Annotated in this window: 17 protein-coding genes; 12 read left to right on the top strand and 5 right to left on the bottom strand. The window is 40.0% G+C overall.

The annotated features are described in order from the left end of the window. Nucleotides 1–1,146 precede the first annotated feature (1,146 nt). The 3 genes from IEX94_RS16475 to IEX94_RS16465 are packed head-to-tail and all read left to right on the top strand — an operon-like array spanning nt 1,147 to nt 4,798. The gene (locus tag IEX94_RS16475) at nt 1,147–3,492 is read left to right on the top strand and encodes a xanthine dehydrogenase family protein molybdopterin-binding subunit (protein WP_188858994.1); all 2,346 of its coding nucleotides are present in this window, start codon (nt 1,147–1,149) and stop codon (nt 3,490–3,492) included. Next, nucleotides 3,489–4,328: an FAD binding domain-containing protein gene (locus IEX94_RS16470; protein WP_188858992.1), complete on the top strand. Its 840-nt coding sequence runs from the start codon at nt 3,489–3,491 to the stop codon at nt 4,326–4,328. The genes IEX94_RS16475 and IEX94_RS16470 overlap by 4 nt, the downstream gene beginning before the upstream one ends. After that, a complete protein-coding gene (locus IEX94_RS16465) occupies nt 4,328–4,798 on the top strand; it encodes a (2Fe-2S)-binding protein (RefSeq protein WP_188858990.1) in 471 nt (156 codons plus the stop codon). The genes IEX94_RS16470 and IEX94_RS16465 overlap by 1 nt, the downstream gene beginning before the upstream one ends. 46 nt (nt 4,799–4,844) lie before the next feature. Here the strand turns inward: IEX94_RS16465 and IEX94_RS16460 are convergent, their stop codons facing one another. Continuing rightward, complete coding sequence (locus tag IEX94_RS16460) at nt 4,845–5,207, bottom strand: hypothetical protein (RefSeq protein WP_188858988.1); 363 nt, start codon at nt 5,205–5,207, stop codon at nt 4,845–4,847. Nucleotides 5,208–5,349: 142 nt separating this feature from the next. After that, nucleotides 5,350–5,700 (bottom strand): DUF1259 domain-containing protein, encoded by a 351-nt coding sequence (locus IEX94_RS16455; RefSeq protein ID WP_229782765.1) that lies wholly within the window; start codon nt 5,698–5,700, stop codon nt 5,350–5,352. A 479-nt stretch (nt 5,701–6,179) separates the two neighbouring features. Between IEX94_RS16455 and IEX94_RS16450 the strand changes: the two genes are divergently transcribed. From IEX94_RS16450 to IEX94_RS16430, 5 genes are all read left to right on the top strand, one after another. Continuing rightward, nucleotides 6,180–7,064: a YIEGIA domain-containing protein gene (locus IEX94_RS16450; protein ID WP_188858986.1), complete on the top strand. Its 885-nt coding sequence runs from the start codon at nt 6,180–6,182 to the stop codon at nt 7,062–7,064. 14 nt (nt 7,065–7,078) lie between these two features. After that, the gene (locus tag IEX94_RS16445) at nt 7,079–7,267 is read left to right on the top strand and encodes a capping complex subunit for YIEGIA (protein ID WP_188858984.1); all 189 of its coding nucleotides are present in this window, start codon (nt 7,079–7,081) and stop codon (nt 7,265–7,267) included. A gap of 46 nt (nt 7,268–7,313) precedes the next feature. After that, on the top strand, nt 7,314–7,946 hold the full coding sequence (locus IEX94_RS16440) for a nucleotidyltransferase family protein (protein ID WP_188858982.1): 633 nt from the start codon (nt 7,314–7,316) through the stop codon (nt 7,944–7,946). Further along, nucleotides 7,939–8,991 carry an XdhC family protein gene (locus IEX94_RS16435; protein WP_188858980.1) on the top strand — a complete coding sequence of 351 codons (1,053 nt, stop codon included), beginning with the start codon at nt 7,939–7,941 and terminating at the stop codon, nt 8,989–8,991. Before IEX94_RS16440 ends, IEX94_RS16435 begins: the two co-directional genes overlap by 8 nt. Nucleotides 8,992–9,327: 336 nt before the next feature. Beyond that, complete coding sequence (locus IEX94_RS16430) at nt 9,328–9,840, top strand: DUF6944 family repetitive protein (protein WP_188858978.1); 513 nt, start codon at nt 9,328–9,330, stop codon at nt 9,838–9,840. Between the two features lie 4 nt (nt 9,841–9,844). Here the strand turns inward: IEX94_RS16430 and IEX94_RS16425 are convergent, their stop codons facing one another. The 3 genes from IEX94_RS16425 to IEX94_RS16415 all read right to left on the bottom strand — a co-directional run bounded on the left by IEX94_RS16425 (nt 9,845) and on the right by IEX94_RS16415 (nt 11,160). Then, entirely contained in the window at nt 9,845–10,558 is a 714-nt protein-coding gene (locus IEX94_RS16425; protein ID WP_373290851.1) for a class I SAM-dependent methyltransferase, read from the bottom strand. 17 nt (nt 10,559–10,575) lie between these two features. Next, nucleotides 10,576–10,785 (bottom strand): YppG family protein, encoded by a 210-nt coding sequence (locus IEX94_RS20335; RefSeq protein WP_505817961.1) that lies wholly within the window; start codon nt 10,783–10,785, stop codon nt 10,576–10,578. Nucleotides 10,786–10,902: 117 nt separating this feature from the next. Continuing rightward, the gene (locus IEX94_RS16415) at nt 10,903–11,160 is read right to left on the bottom strand and encodes a hypothetical protein (protein WP_188858972.1); all 258 of its coding nucleotides are present in this window, start codon (nt 11,158–11,160) and stop codon (nt 10,903–10,905) included. A 417-nt stretch (nt 11,161–11,577) separates the two neighbouring features. On the opposite strand from IEX94_RS16415, the gene IEX94_RS16410 reads away from it, so the two are divergent. The 4 genes from IEX94_RS16410 to IEX94_RS20170 all read left to right on the top strand — a co-directional run bounded on the left by IEX94_RS16410 (nt 11,578) and on the right by IEX94_RS20170 (nt 14,099). Next, nucleotides 11,578–11,688: a YjcZ family sporulation protein gene (locus tag IEX94_RS16410; protein ID WP_156857221.1), complete on the top strand. Its 111-nt coding sequence runs from the start codon at nt 11,578–11,580 to the stop codon at nt 11,686–11,688. A gap of 261 nt (nt 11,689–11,949) precedes the next feature. Next, nucleotides 11,950–13,296, top strand: coding sequence for an alpha/beta hydrolase (locus IEX94_RS16405; protein WP_188858970.1), 1,347 nt, complete (start codon nt 11,950–11,952; stop codon nt 13,294–13,296). A gap of 21 nt (nt 13,297–13,317) precedes the next feature. Beyond that, the gene (locus IEX94_RS16400) at nt 13,318–13,779 is read left to right on the top strand and encodes a DUF3887 domain-containing protein (RefSeq protein WP_156857223.1); all 462 of its coding nucleotides are present in this window, start codon (nt 13,318–13,320) and stop codon (nt 13,777–13,779) included. A 203-nt stretch (nt 13,780–13,982) separates the two neighbouring features. Further along, on the top strand, nt 13,983–14,099 hold the full coding sequence (locus tag IEX94_RS20170; RefSeq protein WP_156857232.1) for a GntR family transcriptional regulator: 117 nt from the start codon (nt 13,983–13,985) through the stop codon (nt 14,097–14,099). Nucleotides 14,100–14,649: the final 550 nt, after the last annotated feature.

Raw genomic sequence — 14,649 nt, 5'->3', positions numbered from 1 at the left:
TCTGTTACTGGATGGGGGGTTTTTTATAACTAAAAGAATAGGCAAGCTTTTTATTGTATATATTTCTCCACTAAGAAAACCACAAATCTGTTAGAATTCCCTAGTCTATTTCAAACAACCAAATCAAGATTTCAAATAAAATAAGGAGCATAGTATAGAAAACCGAATAATATTCCAACAATCGAAAACAAATAAATACCTATTAGAACTGGATTTAACCTTAACTTAAATACTTTAACTTTATAATCATTGCCTCCTTGATATTTATCCGTGATGCTTCGACTGTTTTGACTATAATTACCGAAATAAGAAAAAAGCCATGTTATAGTTAGTATTAAGAAACATGTTACGAAAAGGGTATCAATAAAAGTTAAATGATATATTGCAGTTATCGTCAACACAAATAATAATTGGAGAATCATTGTTATCAATACTGTTATTATTTTTCCAACTTTTGTTTTCACCCTGTTTTTTTCCAATTTACCTGCAATATAGTCCCATAAGAAAGCAATGGAAACAACTAAAATTATAAAAACACCCACTACTCCTATTTTTGTAAGATAATATATGAAAATCACTCCCCTTATTTTGTCTGATTACCATCTTGGTACAAAGTCAAAATTGTAAAGTGAAACTTCATTCAGTGAGGAATTCCTTACCCCCTCACTGAATGTTAGTTGAACAGAATCAGGTATTTACGGACTGTATACCCCCATCTTCACATGTTGGGCTACCCTCCTGTATAGAGGTGGGGATATTACAGACCGTTAATACGTGATAAAAAGTTAATAAGCCTCCATGCAAGTTATATAAGCTATGAAGTATAATGGAAGGGATAATGGATTTAGTTTTTGATACCAAAGGAAAAAAGAAATAAGAGCAAAAAAACCAATTAGCACTGGCTTATCGATATGCAGTTAGAGCAAAAATAACTGACTGACACATCGCCATTTTCAATAATCTAATTATATCCATTATTGGCATCGCTTTCAATATTATTTAAGTTCTTTGTCCCATTGGGTAAGTAATTTGATATTAAGCAAACAGAAAGTGCTCATCAAAACCTGATGATGAGCGCCATTTTAAGGTATAAAAAACCTCCAATCGTGAATACTTGTTCCATAAAGTCAAATTTGGAGGGGAACGATGAATTCAAATAACTTTTCAGTCGTCGGTAAAAGTGTTCCGAGAGTAGATATTGCAGATAAAGCATCGGGAAGAACGAAATATACGAATGATTTGTCCTCCCCAGGTATGTTGCATGCCAAATTACATATTAGCGATCGAGCGCACGCAATGATTCATTCTATAAACCTTAAGAAAGCATGGGAAGTTTCTGGAGTACGAGCGATCATAACGGGGGAGTCTTTTCCTTTCCCCGTGGGCCCCTTGCTTGCTGATCGTCCACCTTTAGCTTTAAAAAAGGTAAGATACTTCGGTGAACCGATTGCGCTTGTCGTTGCCGATACAGAACAGCAAGCAAAAAAGGCGGCAATGCTTATAGAAGTCGTATATGAAGATCTACCGGTCGTGAACTCTCCATCCGAAGCTCTAAAATCTGATACACCTTTAATCCATGAAGATTTAGGCAGTTATAAAGTTCAAGTAAAGGGAGTTTATCCCGTTCCCAATACAAACATCGCAAATCTTACTAAAATCAGAAAAGGGAATTTGGAAGCTGGTTGGAAGAATAGTGATGTAAAAATAGATTCAAAGGTTTCTTTCGGTCCTTCCGACCATGCGGCGCTTGAGACGAGAAGTGCGCGAGCTGAAATTAAACCGAGTGGCCATGTTATTGTTCATACGGCATCACAAGGTCCTTTTTATGTACGAAAGCTTTTAAGTCAGTTTTTCCATATTAAACCAGGAATGATAACAGTCCATACCCCAGCGGTCGGCGGAGCTTTCGGTGGTAAGGGTGCGGTCCAACTTGAATTTTTGGCATATTTAGCCTCGCGGGCAGTTGGAGGTAAACTGGTGAATTTGCAAAATAGCCGGGAAGAAGACTTGATGGCTTCACCGGTTCATATTGGGCTAGAAGCAAGGGTAAAACTCGGGGCAACGCAAGAGGGAAAGCTACAAGCTGCTGAAATCGAATATCTGTTTGATGGCGGTGCTTATTCAGATACAGGAGCAGGAATAAGCAAGGCCGCTGCGAGTGATTGTACAGGACCGTATTCAATAGAAAATGTTTATTGCGATTCTTATTGTATGTATACGAATCATCCTTACGCTACATCATTCCGCGGGTTTGGGCATCCGGAGTTAACCTTTGCAATCGAAAGGGCAATGGACAAGTTAGCGGAAAAGCTTAACATGGATCCGCTGGAGTTACGCTTGTTAAACGCTATTAAACCAGGGGACACGACGCCTACCCAGGTACATTTGAATGCAAGTAATATTGGGGATATCTCCGCATGTCTACTTAGAATGAAAGAAATGCTCAATTGGAATCCGGATACGCAAATCATGAAGACAGAGGACGGAAAAATCCGGGCAAAAGGCATCAGTTGCCTGTGGAAGACATCAAGTACACCGCCAAATGCTACAGCAGGTGCTGTTTTAACGTTTAATACAGATGGTAGTGTGAATTTGAGTTGTGCGGCAATTGAAGTTGGACAAGGTACGAAAACAGTACTGGCACAAATTCTCGCGGAAAAAATGAAGATGGCAATGAAGGATATTCACGTTAAGCTTGAAGTGAATACACATCATGACCCACATCAATGGAAAACGGTCGCAAGTAGCACCACTTATATTGCAGGACGTGCGGTCATGGCGGCGGCCGACGATGCAATCACCCAACTTAAGAAAATCGGAGCGGTTGCACTAAAATGTCTCCCGGATGATCTTGAAGTTGGGAATAGCCGGGTTTACGTAAAGGACAGTCCGGAATATGGCGTGAAAATCACCGATCTAGCTGTAGGTTATAAATATCCGGATGGTAATACGGTTGGCGGTCTTGTGCTTGGTGAAGGGTCTTATAATGTGCGTCATTTAACACCACTGGATCCGGAGACTGGATTTGGAAAGCCTGGGCCGCAATGGGCCGTTGGTGTTCAGGCCGTGGAAGTAGAATTTAATCCGGAAGACTTTACGTATCGTGTGTTAAAATCCGCTACTGTACTTGATGCGGGCAAGGTGATAAATCCCCAAGCGGCAATTGGACAAATGCGCGGTGGGATGTATATGGGGTTAAGTTGGGCTAGTCGGGAATCCTTTATATTTGATGGTCACGGAAAAATATTGAATCCCCAATTAAGAACATATGATATCCTTCGTTCAAGTGAAATTCCCGAGTACTTAGTAGATTTTGTTGAAACCCCACTTGTTGACGGACCATACGGGGCAAGAGGAATGGGGGAATATGGTGTGATTGGCATGGCCGGCGCACTTGGGAATGCTCTTGCGAAAGCTTGTGGCACGGATCTTTATCAACTACCACTGACACATGAGCGAATATGGGGAAGCATGAAAGGAGGAGGACGATGATCCCAATTGACTTCGAATACCACCGACCAAAGGCGATTACGGATGCGATAAAAATTTATCAAGCGTTAACTGCTGACAATAAAGATACCGTTTATTACGGGGGTGGAACAGAGCTAATTAGCCGGTCACGGTTGAATGAAATTACACCCCAAGCAATAATTGATTTAAAAAACATTCCGGAGTGCAATACATTCAAGAGGGAAGCGGGTCAGATTGTAATCGGATCAACCGTATCTTTAACGGCTATTGCAGATACACCCCTCTTTCCTTTGTTATCCAATGTTGTAAGATCAATTGCCTTCCGGACTGCCCGCAATAAAATAACAATTGGTGGCAATCTTGCAGGGGATACATTTTACAGGGAGGCTATCCTTCCTCTTCTACTCTCGGACAGTAAGGTTGTACTTGCAGGAGGAAAAGGGATAAGACAAGTTGAAATCCATGAGATTGTAGGAAAGGGGATGAAACTTGCGAAGGACGAATTTATCGTTCAGATCCTAATAAATGAAAAATATACCAAATATCCATATTTTAATCATAAGACAACAAAGCAATCGAAAGTAAATTATCCGATTGTTTCTTTGGCATCGATAAAAGTGGATGATCGTATTCGCATTGCTTTTAGTGGGGTTTGTCCGTTCCCATTTCGTTTAAGAGAAATTGAAGACATCATGAATAATTCGGCAGAGTCACCGGGGGAGCGAGCAAGGAAGGTAATAGATCTATTACCGTCCGCTATTCTAAACGACATGCACGCTTCTAGGGAGTATCGCGAGTTTGTATTGAAGCAGTCCCTGTGTAAGTTGCTAGAACATGTGGAAAGAAGGGTGTCATAATGGAAAATATAGAAACGGGTCAATTAATTAAGTTGACAGTGAATGAACAATCGAAGGAAATTTATGTGCGGAATTCCGAGACACTTCTACATACATTACGAGAAAAGTTAGGCCTCATGGGGGTGAAACCCGGATGCTATAATGGTGATTGTGGCAGCTGTACGGTTCTGATTGATGGCATACCTATCAATGCTTGCCACATCCTTTCCGTTGAAGCGGTTGGATACCAAATTATGACGATTGAAGGGCTGAAGGATCAGACGATACCGGAGGAATTTATAAAAAATTGGGCAATACAATGCGGTTATTGCACACCGGGATTTATTCTGAACAGTTATGCATTGGTGCAGAATAATCCCGATGCGGATGATGCAGCCATTGATGAATGGCTGGAATCGAATATTTGCAGATGTACAGGATACCAGGAAATAAAAGAATCCGTTAAAAACATCCTGAATGTGAAACGCTGAATGGATGAAAGATTAAAAAATCCCATTATGAAACCTGTGTTGTTATTCACGAATTACTTAATTGCCGCCGGACGAGTGCAAGTGTTTGTCCGGCTTGATTGATTTCATGATAAGCCTGTTCCAGCTGTTGGTTTACGCTTTCGGGAAGTTTCTCAGCCATTTTTGTACCCTTCGTTTTAAATTGCTGCAACTGTAGTAGGGCATGTTGCAATCTTTGCTCTGCCAATTGAAGTTGTTGATACTGACCTACCTGAACTTGTCGGATTGCCTGTTGTGATTGTTGAATTGCTTGGGCCGTTTTTTCAAGATAACCCATTGGTCCGACACTTGCCGGCTGACCGGAAGCCTGATTTTGCTGGTTCAACTGTTGCTGTTCATGATAAAGCTGTTCGACGGTTTGCTTCTCCATAAATATGAACTCCTTCATATAAAATACACTAAAAGGTATTGTCTGCAATTGAATATTTATTATGTATAGAAGATATACGGTGTGAGTATTCATTAGTATAAGGGGTAAAGTTTTATTTCATTTTAATACCAGTAGCTTGGGTTCAATGTAAAACTGAAAGTGCTTTGGATATTTTCTCGGCAAATTGGACAGGTGGTTCAATAGATTGTACATGTAGATACATAATTAACGGGTTTGTAAAGAGCCAATGATTATGAAAAGCACCGATGATTAAACCCGATTCGGCGATTTCTCTAATAAAATCAGGTGCTTCATCTTGTAAAATCGCAATTTCAGCAATATTTAAAACGTTACCCTGCTTATCTAGGGATTCAAAAACGACATCTATGGAAGCAATTGATGAAGCTTTCTTTCCTTGAACCTCCACTTGGAGTTGCCGATTGATTTGGACGGAGCAGACACCGTTTTCAAATTTACTTTTTCCATTTAGAATTTGTGCAACTTTTCTACATAAATCTTTAGCCTTTAGATCCGATCGTTTACTTTCATCTTTACTTTCCCTTGAATCCCCTGAAAACGACTCCTGTATACGAAGGGGCTCACATAAGGCATCTAATTCTTTCAATAAGCCAAGGATCAACGCCTGATTTTGTTGTTTTTTCTCCATTTCTTTACGTACTTTAGCTATTTTTTCATCAAATATTTTTGCGGATGAAAATGGTTTAAGCTCAGATGCCCTCCACTCAATTGCATCTAACCAGTTATGAGCGGATTCTATATAATTTTTCCATTCATTTTCCTTACTATTCAACACCGAACGCCTCCCTTACTTTATATCCCTTAATGCTTTATATGAATGATCGTTATTGTTCTATACCTAAAAAATGTGTAATCGTAAGTTTATTCATAAAGAATATTTTTCACCAAGTGGATAAAAATAGAAGAGATAAACTAAGATGTGGAGGTAAATAGATGAGTCAGTATTTGATAGCCGTCGTCATCGGTACACTTGTAGGGTTTGTGGCCCGGATTTTACTGATAAGAACCGATTTCAGGCAATATCCTACATATCCGACAGGTCGAATAATCAATCTTTCTTTTGGATTTATTGCAGCGTTCATCGGTTCTGTTTCCATTCCGGCGGTCCTCGAATCTGATTGGACGGCGGTGACCTTTTTAGGTCTTGCAGCAACACAATTCCGGGAAGTACGCAAAATGGAACGGGAAGCTCTTGAAAAGGTGGATCGAAAAGAATTGGTCCAACGGGGTGAAGGATTTATCGAAGGAATGGCTCAAGCATTTGAGGGAAGAAATTATATGGTCATGTTTGTAGCATTGATTACAACCTTAATCGGAGTCTACTACATATGGCTTGCTATCTTAATCGGAATTATCCTCACTCTAATCATCAAAGTAATAATAAAAGGAAAAATCCTGTCCAATATCGCGGAGATAGACGAAGGGAATATTCGGTTTTGTGGTCCGAATCTATATGTAAATGATATCCATATAAAAAACGTCGGCTTGAAAAGTAGTAAAAAAACGATTATGGAGCGGGCTGTTGGTGTCATCATCACACCGAAAAACCAAAATAGTGTATTAACCTTGTCCAACTTGAGTCAAAGGCAGGCTATACTTCACCACGGGGCGAATATCCTAGGTTCTTATCTTGATTCTGGAGAACCAGACCTTGTCCCGCTTTCGAAAAGAGATATGGCGGATGGGAGATTGGCAGTTTACTTCCTGCCGATGGAAAAGGATTTTGCTCAAATAAAAGAAGTATTAAAACATGTTCCTGTTCTGGATAGTGCTATTCGTTTACCAAGTGAAGCTAATAAAGGAAAAAGTGAGAAATAATAGGGGGCATAAAGATGGAACAACCTACTAAAATTATTGCGATTATATCTACACAGGATGAGACAATCAAAGCCGGTGGTGCACCAGTCTTTGTTACGCGCGACAGAGAGACCTTACAAAAAGTCAGTACAACATTGTCAAGAACTCTTGATGCTTCTGTACATGAAGTGGATGTAAACACAATGATCCTCGTTGCACATTAATACATTAATACTAAATTTCCGTTCAATCGTTCGGGAGGTATTGGATATGGGGCTATACGGAATTGTTTTGGCTAGTGGGCAATCCGTGCGAATGGGAGGAAAGGATAAACCAAAACTACATTTAAGCTGGCGGGGGATTTCTATCCTTGAACATGTACTGAATAAAATATCGGCCGCTGTTTTTCAGTCGGTCAATGTCGTCATTCCCCATCACGATGCCTGCTTAAGGGGGATAGTACATGATTATGGACATACCGCTATTATGAATTACTCACCGGAAAGTGGAATGGGTCATAGTTTATCACTGGGCATCCGTTCCCTGCCTATTGATGCAGAAGCCGTCATCCTATTTTTAGGGGATCAGCCGACCATATCGACCACTGATATAAAGGCAATTCGATACGTCTTCCAGCAAATGCGTGCAGAACATGAATACTGTCCGAAAGCTATCATACAAATGAAGTACCGAGATGGTAAAGTAGGTCATCCCATTCTATTCTCTCATCATTTCTTCTCTGAATTAAGCACTGTAACAGGGGATAAAGGAGGAAGAGATATCATACGTGCAAATTTCGATTTTCTCATACTGTGCGAGAGCAAGCATATCTATCCAGAGGATATTGATACCCCGCTCGACTATAAAAAGTTGCTGAAAGGAGATATTCCATCATATGAATGATATTTCTCGGATGCTCCACGTTTTAAAAGAAAGGAAAAATGAAAACTTTGTATTGGTAACAGTAATTGCTGTCGAGGGTTCAGCATACCGCCATGAAGGAGCGAAAATGCTTATTAATGAAAAGGGAGAAACCTATGGGATAATCAGTGGTGGCTGCTTGGAAACAGATCTCATTCATCATGCACTTGAAATCTTTGAAACTGGTAAAAGCAAAGTGCTGACATACAATTTAACAAGTGAAGATGATGCGGGCTGGGGCCAAGGTGCTGGATGTAACGGGATTGTTAACCTGTACTTAGAAATTACTGGCTGGGAAATTTGGAAGGATGAAAATGGCCGTGCTGCATGGGAGTGGCTAGACGACAGGCTAAATTCAGGAAGTAGCGTGATTTCCGTTAAGTTGATGAGTGAGAATAATGACTCGGATGACTGGTTTTATTATTGTGAAGATGGAACTTTTTTCAAAAGGATAAATTACATAGACGAGAATATACCAGACTTGAAGAATTTTTTTGCTGGAGAAGGGCAGATAAAGATTATTGCACTCGAAAATGATGAGCGAGTCTTGCTGGAATTGTACACACCTAGGGTTCCACTCTTTATTTTTGGAGCAGGACCGGATGTGGAACCCTTAGTGGAATTGGCATCAAAGCTAGACTTTTCTATCCATTTGATCGACCCGCGGCCCGAGAGATGTAATAAAGAGAATTTCCCTATGGCCAATCACTTCATCGTTGATTTCCCGCACATCTATTTAGATGGGAATAAACTTCCGAAAAACAGTTTTGTCCTTGTTATGACACATCATTTTCAAAGGGATAAAGATATCTTGCACCGAATTCGCTCATATCCGCCAGATTATCTCGGAATATTGGGGCCAAAGGAGCGGACGAGACGCTTGCTGCATCCTAACCTTCTACATGGGAATATTCATTCTCCTGTCGGGTTGGAGATTTTCGTCGAGGGGCCGGAAGAAATTGCAGTTAGTATATGTGCCGAATTAATCAAAGTAAAAAATAGAAAGAAGGCCGGAATAACTGGTTAATATCGGTATTCATCCAATGATTGCTTTTTTTAAAATCTTATTGAAGATAGGTTCGGTGTTTAAAAGCAGGTAGCATTGTGCATGAAGACTAGATATACAGAAGCAACCATTGGATGTAATCTTTTTTTCTAGGTTATTAACTTAAATTAGGACAAGTAGCGTGAATCTAAAGAAGAATAGATATCCCACTTTGTTAATGAAGCGGGTAGTTTAATTAATCCTCACAATTTCTTTTACTTCTATATATAATAACTTAAGCACTTTTCTCCGTTTGATGAGAGAAGTCCCACCCACCTTTCTGATAAGCGTAGAAGTAATTTCGAAAAAGGTGAGCCCATGGTTGCTAATCAAATCGTTATTGGGGCATGGATACAAGCGGCTGGAACGATCATCAATGCAATTGATCCCCCCTTTGTTGAAGATGATGGAAAAGTTTTTGCGAAGACCGGAAATGTTTTACAGGCTGTTGGAAGTGCTGTAATGGCGGATGCCACAACTAATCCTGAAAGTAAAATTGCTAATAAGGTGCAATCTATTGGAAATCTCTTTGTTATTACAGGGTTATATAAAGAGAATGCCAGTCTTGAAATTAAAGGCAATCTTATTCAAGCGGCAGGAGGCGGCCTTGCGTTAGTACCGGCAATAATAGAAAGTGATTTTATTGCTTTTCAAGGGGATTTTTTACAGGTTGTCGGCAATAGCATTCAAGCAATCTCTGGAATAAAGGAACAAACGGAAAACGTAGATGCTAGTTTATTAGACGTAGTGGGGGCGTGGACCCAAGCCATCGGGGCGGTGATTTCTGCAATTAATCTTCAAAGAGAATATACAACCTCTAAAAATGAGTAAGTGACTAGCTACTGCATCGGAATATACGATAACCTAAATTATCTTTATAGAAATTTGATAGATACTCATGTTCCTTAAGGATATTAAAATATTCATGGCTTACGTTTTCTGATGGAGAAAATTCAGTAGCATGTTTTAAATCATGTTCATCGAATATTATTGCATGTTTTTCGACGCTTACTTGCTCGAACCCTCCTTGCCGAAGTAATCTTACCCACCCATTTTCACTCAGTAATTGTGAAAATCCGTAGAAATCTTTTATTTTCATCTCTTCTTTTTCAGATAATGGTTGTTCATGCACTATCTCAATCATCAGCAATTTACCGCCCTGCTTTAATAGACGTTGGCATTCAGAGATGGATAAGGCAATATCCGTAAAGGACAGAACAGATTCGGAAAGAATAAAATCAAAAGAATCATCAGCAAATGGAAGTCTTTCAACATTTCCGTGGATGGTTTCAACAGCTGAATTTATCGTAGCAAATCTTTGTTTCGCTTTATCCAGCATTATATTGCTATTGTCCAAAGCAACAACATGACATCCGTAATGTTCGGCAATATAAGCCGATGTTTGACCAGTTCCACATCCAATTTCCAGGACGGATTTACTTTGATCTAGCGCTTCCCCGGAAAGAATTTCTTTTGTTAGTTTTAGGCCCCCTGGATGTGCTCCACCAATTCCGAGTACAGCTAAACAATCAAGGTACGTATGACCCAATAGCATTTCCCCCTTATTTATCTTCTAATAAATCTTGTAATATACGGGCTCACCTGATTGTATAAATCCATGGCTTTTCTTCCAGTTTTAATCATTTTGTCAAAATCCCAATCCCCATCGGGAGTCCGAATATTTGTAAACAAGCTGGAATCCCTTGGAAAACCCTGTCTATGCCTAGGTGCCCTTCGTTGTTGTCTATACGGTTGTCTATATGGATATAACGGCATAGGTCGTCTTGGTCTTTCTGGAAACATGTATTCGACCCCTCCAATACATAACTTTTAACTTGAAGTGAAAAGGAACAAATGGCTTGAATATTTTTCAAGCCATTGTGGGATAAAGGACTACCAAAAGAATAATGATGCTAAAGCTATACCGGCAATTGCTCCTAATGCTATTCCAAAGCCAAATCCATATCCATATCCATAATATCCATAACCAAAACCACCTAAATTTCTATTTGACCGAATTGGTTCTAAATATACTCTTCTACGGTCAACGTGGCGGATAATTCCATGATGAACCCTTCCATCATGGGTTCTTATTCTTACAGCTCTTCCCATATATTGATTACACAATTTATGATAATGTTCAACGGACACAATGTCACCTCCAAAATATTTAAAGTTCTTAATATTGTATGCAGTAGTAATAAATATTAAAGGGACAGTTATACTGGAGTTTTCGCCAAAATATTAAGCAAAAAAACCATAAAGTGAAACTTCATTCAGTGGGGAATTCCTTCCCTCCCCACTGAATGTTAGTTGAACAGAATCAGGGATTTACGGACTGTATATTCCCCACCCTCACAAGTTGGGGCTTCCCTCATGTATAGAGGTGGGGGAATTACAGACCGTTAATGCGTGAAAAATGTATTACGTGAACAATTGGTATTTCAAATATTCAATAACAAAAATCTCTAGTAATGACTTCCATATTGTCATCACTGGGTTACTAACTATAACCGTTTTTATTTTATTTCATATAGTAATCGTATCAAGGGATAGGAGGTGTTATGAATGAGTGAAGTGAAAGGATATGGTGGATATGGCGGAGGTTTCGCCTTGATTGTTGTGTTATTCATCCTTTTAATTATTGTAGGTACATCCTATGTTGGCTGGGGCTATTAGGATTCGCCTGCAACCATTGATTCTCTCCCCGTCGGAAAAGTGTATACTTTACCACTTATGTGCATTTGGATTAATCAGGTCTATCTGATTAATCCTTTTTGCATTATGGTAACATAGAAGAAAGGAAAAAACGGATCTTATTCAATTTTATTAAGTGAAACAATGAGCAAAAATTGTGATGATTAGTTAAGTAAAGACGAAACCTTTTTCTAATTATTCCGTAATACAAGTGATTGAACATACATAATGGAGGTAACGCCCATGCGTACGAATTGGCTAATGCTGGGGTGCTTGATAATCCTTGTTTTATTAATAGGTTGTGCTAAAGATGATCCGCCGGCACCGACAGTTGAAGAAGCGGGGGAAGAAGTGATAGGTTTATTACAAGCAGGGGAATATGATAAGCTATATGAAATTTGGTTTTCCAATGAATTGCAGGAATCATTGTCTGCGGTTGAACTTGCGCGCGATTGGGAAGAGAAAGTAACAGAGGGAGACTTTGTTGAATTAAGTTCCTTGCAAGCGGACAACCTGACGGAAGATCTGGATGTTGTAGAAGCGAGTCTTGAGTACACAACGGATTACTTTGATATTCGCTTGATTTTTAATAAGGAAACGCGTTTAGTTGGCTTGAGTTTATCAGACGGATTTACTAAAAGGGAGTTGCCGGAATCGATTAAAGAAGAGGAAATAATTGTTGGCAAGGAAACAGAATATGAGCTAGAAGGACTGCTTACACTTCCTAAAGAAGGCGAAGGAAAATTTCCTGCAGTGGTGCTCGTTCATGGTTCCGGACCATCAGATCGAGATGAGACAGCTTTTGCCTACAAGCCGTTCCGCGACCTTGCTTGGGGACTTGCGGAACAAGGGATTGCTGTTATCCGGTATGATAAGCGCACCCTTGCGTACGGTAACGAGATGGCTAAACATACAGCTCATCTGACAGTTTATGAAGAGACGGTAGAAGATGCGATTCGGGCTGCTGAATTAGTGAAGTCTGATCCCCGTATTGATCCGGAACATGTTTACTTGGCAGGTCACAGTCTTGGCGGAATGCTCGCGCCTCGGATCGATGCAGAAGGCGGTGACTTCGCTGGGCTTATCAGTCTTGCTGGCTCTCCTCGCCCTTTATGGGAGATTATTTATGAACAGAATTTATACCTGATTGAAAAACTCATCGCAAATGAAGAGGAACAGAAGGAACAGCTGGCGTCCGTAGAAGAAGAGTATCAGAAGGCCCAAAACTTACAAAAGCTGACGACAGAGAAGTCCAAAGAAGTTACTGTATTTGGGATAAATGGCTATTATTTAAAAGAAATGGCTGAATATGATGTCCAGTCGTATATCGGAGAATTGGATAAGCCGTTACTAATCTTGCAAGGCGAGGACGATTTCCAAGTTTTCTATGATAAAGATTATGCATATTGGCAAGAATTATTGGAAAATCATGATGACGCAACGTTTATCAGCTATCCCGGATTGAATCATTTTTTCATTGCTTATGAAGGAGCGGGAGAAGGGACGCTTCGGGAATATGAATATCCGAATCAAGTGGATGAAAATGTGATACAAGATATTGGCGAGTGGATTTTGGAAAAATTTAACTAAAATAAGGAGTGGACAGTCTTTATGAAGAAATTACAGGTGGTAAGTTTTTTACTAATAGCAGCAATCTTATTTTTAGCAGGCTGTAGCGGGGGAAAAAACACGGAGGAATCCGTAGAAACTCCAGAAGAAGGTATAGAGCCAGCGGAAGAACAGACGACGGATGAGAATGGAGACGGTACGAGGGATGAAGCAGTTGTCGTCGCGGAAGAATTTATTGACCAATTGAGTGACGGGCAATACGAGGAAGCAACGGAAAATTTTGATGAAACGATGGCTGCACAAGTCGGAGCAGAAGAACTTCAAGAAATATGGGGGAGTCTGGAAGAGCAGCTCGGTGATTTCATTGCTTTTGAATATAAGGAGACGGAGGAAGTGGAAGACCATGAAGTGGTATTAATTAAAGGAGTCTTCAATGACGCGGATATCACCTTCCAGGTAACGGTCAATGAAAATATGGAAATCGCCGGATTTTATATGGTCTAGAGGAGCAGCCTAAAAAAGATTGAAACTCTTGAGGAAAAAACGCTGCTTTCAACTTTTCACTTCATATTCCTTCCTTGCTGCGATACAATTTAGAATAGTGAAGCTCGCGTAAGGAAGACGTTAACATGTCTAAACAAAAGAATCTGCAAATCGGTACTCGGGAAATGTTACATAACCAAGTTTGCAGTATTTGAAGAAGTGCTATTTTAAGAGGAGACTTTGAGCCGAGAAAATGGCTTGTGCAAACGGAACTCGCAGAAATGATCGGGGTAAGCAGAATGCCGATTAGAGAGGCATTACGGACACTTGAAATAGAATGACTCATTACTATGAAGCCACACACAATCAGATCTACTCCTTGTTCTCGCTCGCACAACTCCTTCAGAGAAAGTAAAGAAGAAATCAGACGGAATCAGTCTTTTTCTCGTGGATTTACGCAAAATCAGGGGAAATCAGCCGGATGCTCTTGTCGTCGAACAAATTTAGAGAGACAAGGATGTATCAAGTCGCTCCGGTGAATGATAATATGATTTTGGCTTATCTAGGTCAGCATGTGTTAGGATTGCCACGTTCGTATTAATTGGTTTGGCTGACCGTTAAATTGTTGCTATTCATGCATAAATCGGTTATATTTAAAATAGAATATGGAGGAGGCAAGGGAGTTTATTCCCTTGCCCATAATAGCTGACTATCGCTTGCCCGAGCGATGGTCTTTCTTTTTTCTTGCGTTTAGTAGAGCCGATGTCAGATTAACTACTGCGGTTACCAGTGCAAGGAAAGCTACTATTATTGCCATTGCCTCCATAGGTCCACCCCCTTTCCCGTTGGCGTATTGTCAAAAGTTTCTTAGTAAAAACCTGTGTTTTCGTT

It is taken from the genome of Oceanobacillus indicireducens (assembly GCF_014647195.1).
Lineage (GTDB): Bacteria > Bacillota > Bacilli > Bacillales > Amphibacillaceae > Oceanobacillus > Oceanobacillus indicireducens.
The sequence above is the reverse complement of the archived record's forward strand: the minus strand, read 5'-3'. Positions and strand labels throughout refer to the sequence as shown.

Coding starts and splice junctions, on each gene's coding strand:
- IEX94_RS16410 (WP_156857221.1), top strand. CDS start 11,578: ATGAGTGAAGTGAAAGGATATGGTGGATATGGCGGAGGTTTCGCCTTG.
- IEX94_RS16465 (WP_188858990.1), top strand. CDS start 4,328: ATGGAAAATATAGAAACGGGTCAATTAATTAAGTTGACAGTGAATGAA.
- IEX94_RS16475 (WP_188858994.1), top strand. CDS start 1,147: ATGAATTCAAATAACTTTTCAGTCGTCGGTAAAAGTGTTCCGAGAGTA.
- IEX94_RS16440 (WP_188858982.1), top strand. CDS start 7,314: ATGGGGCTATACGGAATTGTTTTGGCTAGTGGGCAATCCGTGCGAATG.
- IEX94_RS16435 (WP_188858980.1), top strand. CDS start 7,939: ATGAATGATATTTCTCGGATGCTCCACGTTTTAAAAGAAAGGAAAAAT.
- IEX94_RS16405 (WP_188858970.1), top strand. CDS start 11,950: ATGCGTACGAATTGGCTAATGCTGGGGTGCTTGATAATCCTTGTTTTA.
- IEX94_RS16470 (WP_188858992.1), top strand. CDS start 3,489: ATGATCCCAATTGACTTCGAATACCACCGACCAAAGGCGATTACGGAT.
- IEX94_RS16460 (WP_188858988.1), bottom strand. CDS start 5,207: ATGGAGAAGCAAACCGTCGAACAGCTTTATCATGAACAGCAACAGTTG.
- IEX94_RS16430 (WP_188858978.1), top strand. CDS start 9,328: ATGGTTGCTAATCAAATCGTTATTGGGGCATGGATACAAGCGGCTGGA.
- IEX94_RS16400 (WP_156857223.1), top strand. CDS start 13,318: ATGAAGAAATTACAGGTGGTAAGTTTTTTACTAATAGCAGCAATCTTA.
- IEX94_RS20335 (WP_505817961.1), bottom strand. CDS start 10,785: ATGCCGTTATATCCATATAGACAACCGTATAGACAACAACGAAGGGCA.
- IEX94_RS16450 (WP_188858986.1), top strand. CDS start 6,180: ATGAGTCAGTATTTGATAGCCGTCGTCATCGGTACACTTGTAGGGTTT.
- IEX94_RS16445 (WP_188858984.1), top strand. CDS start 7,079: ATGGAACAACCTACTAAAATTATTGCGATTATATCTACACAGGATGAG.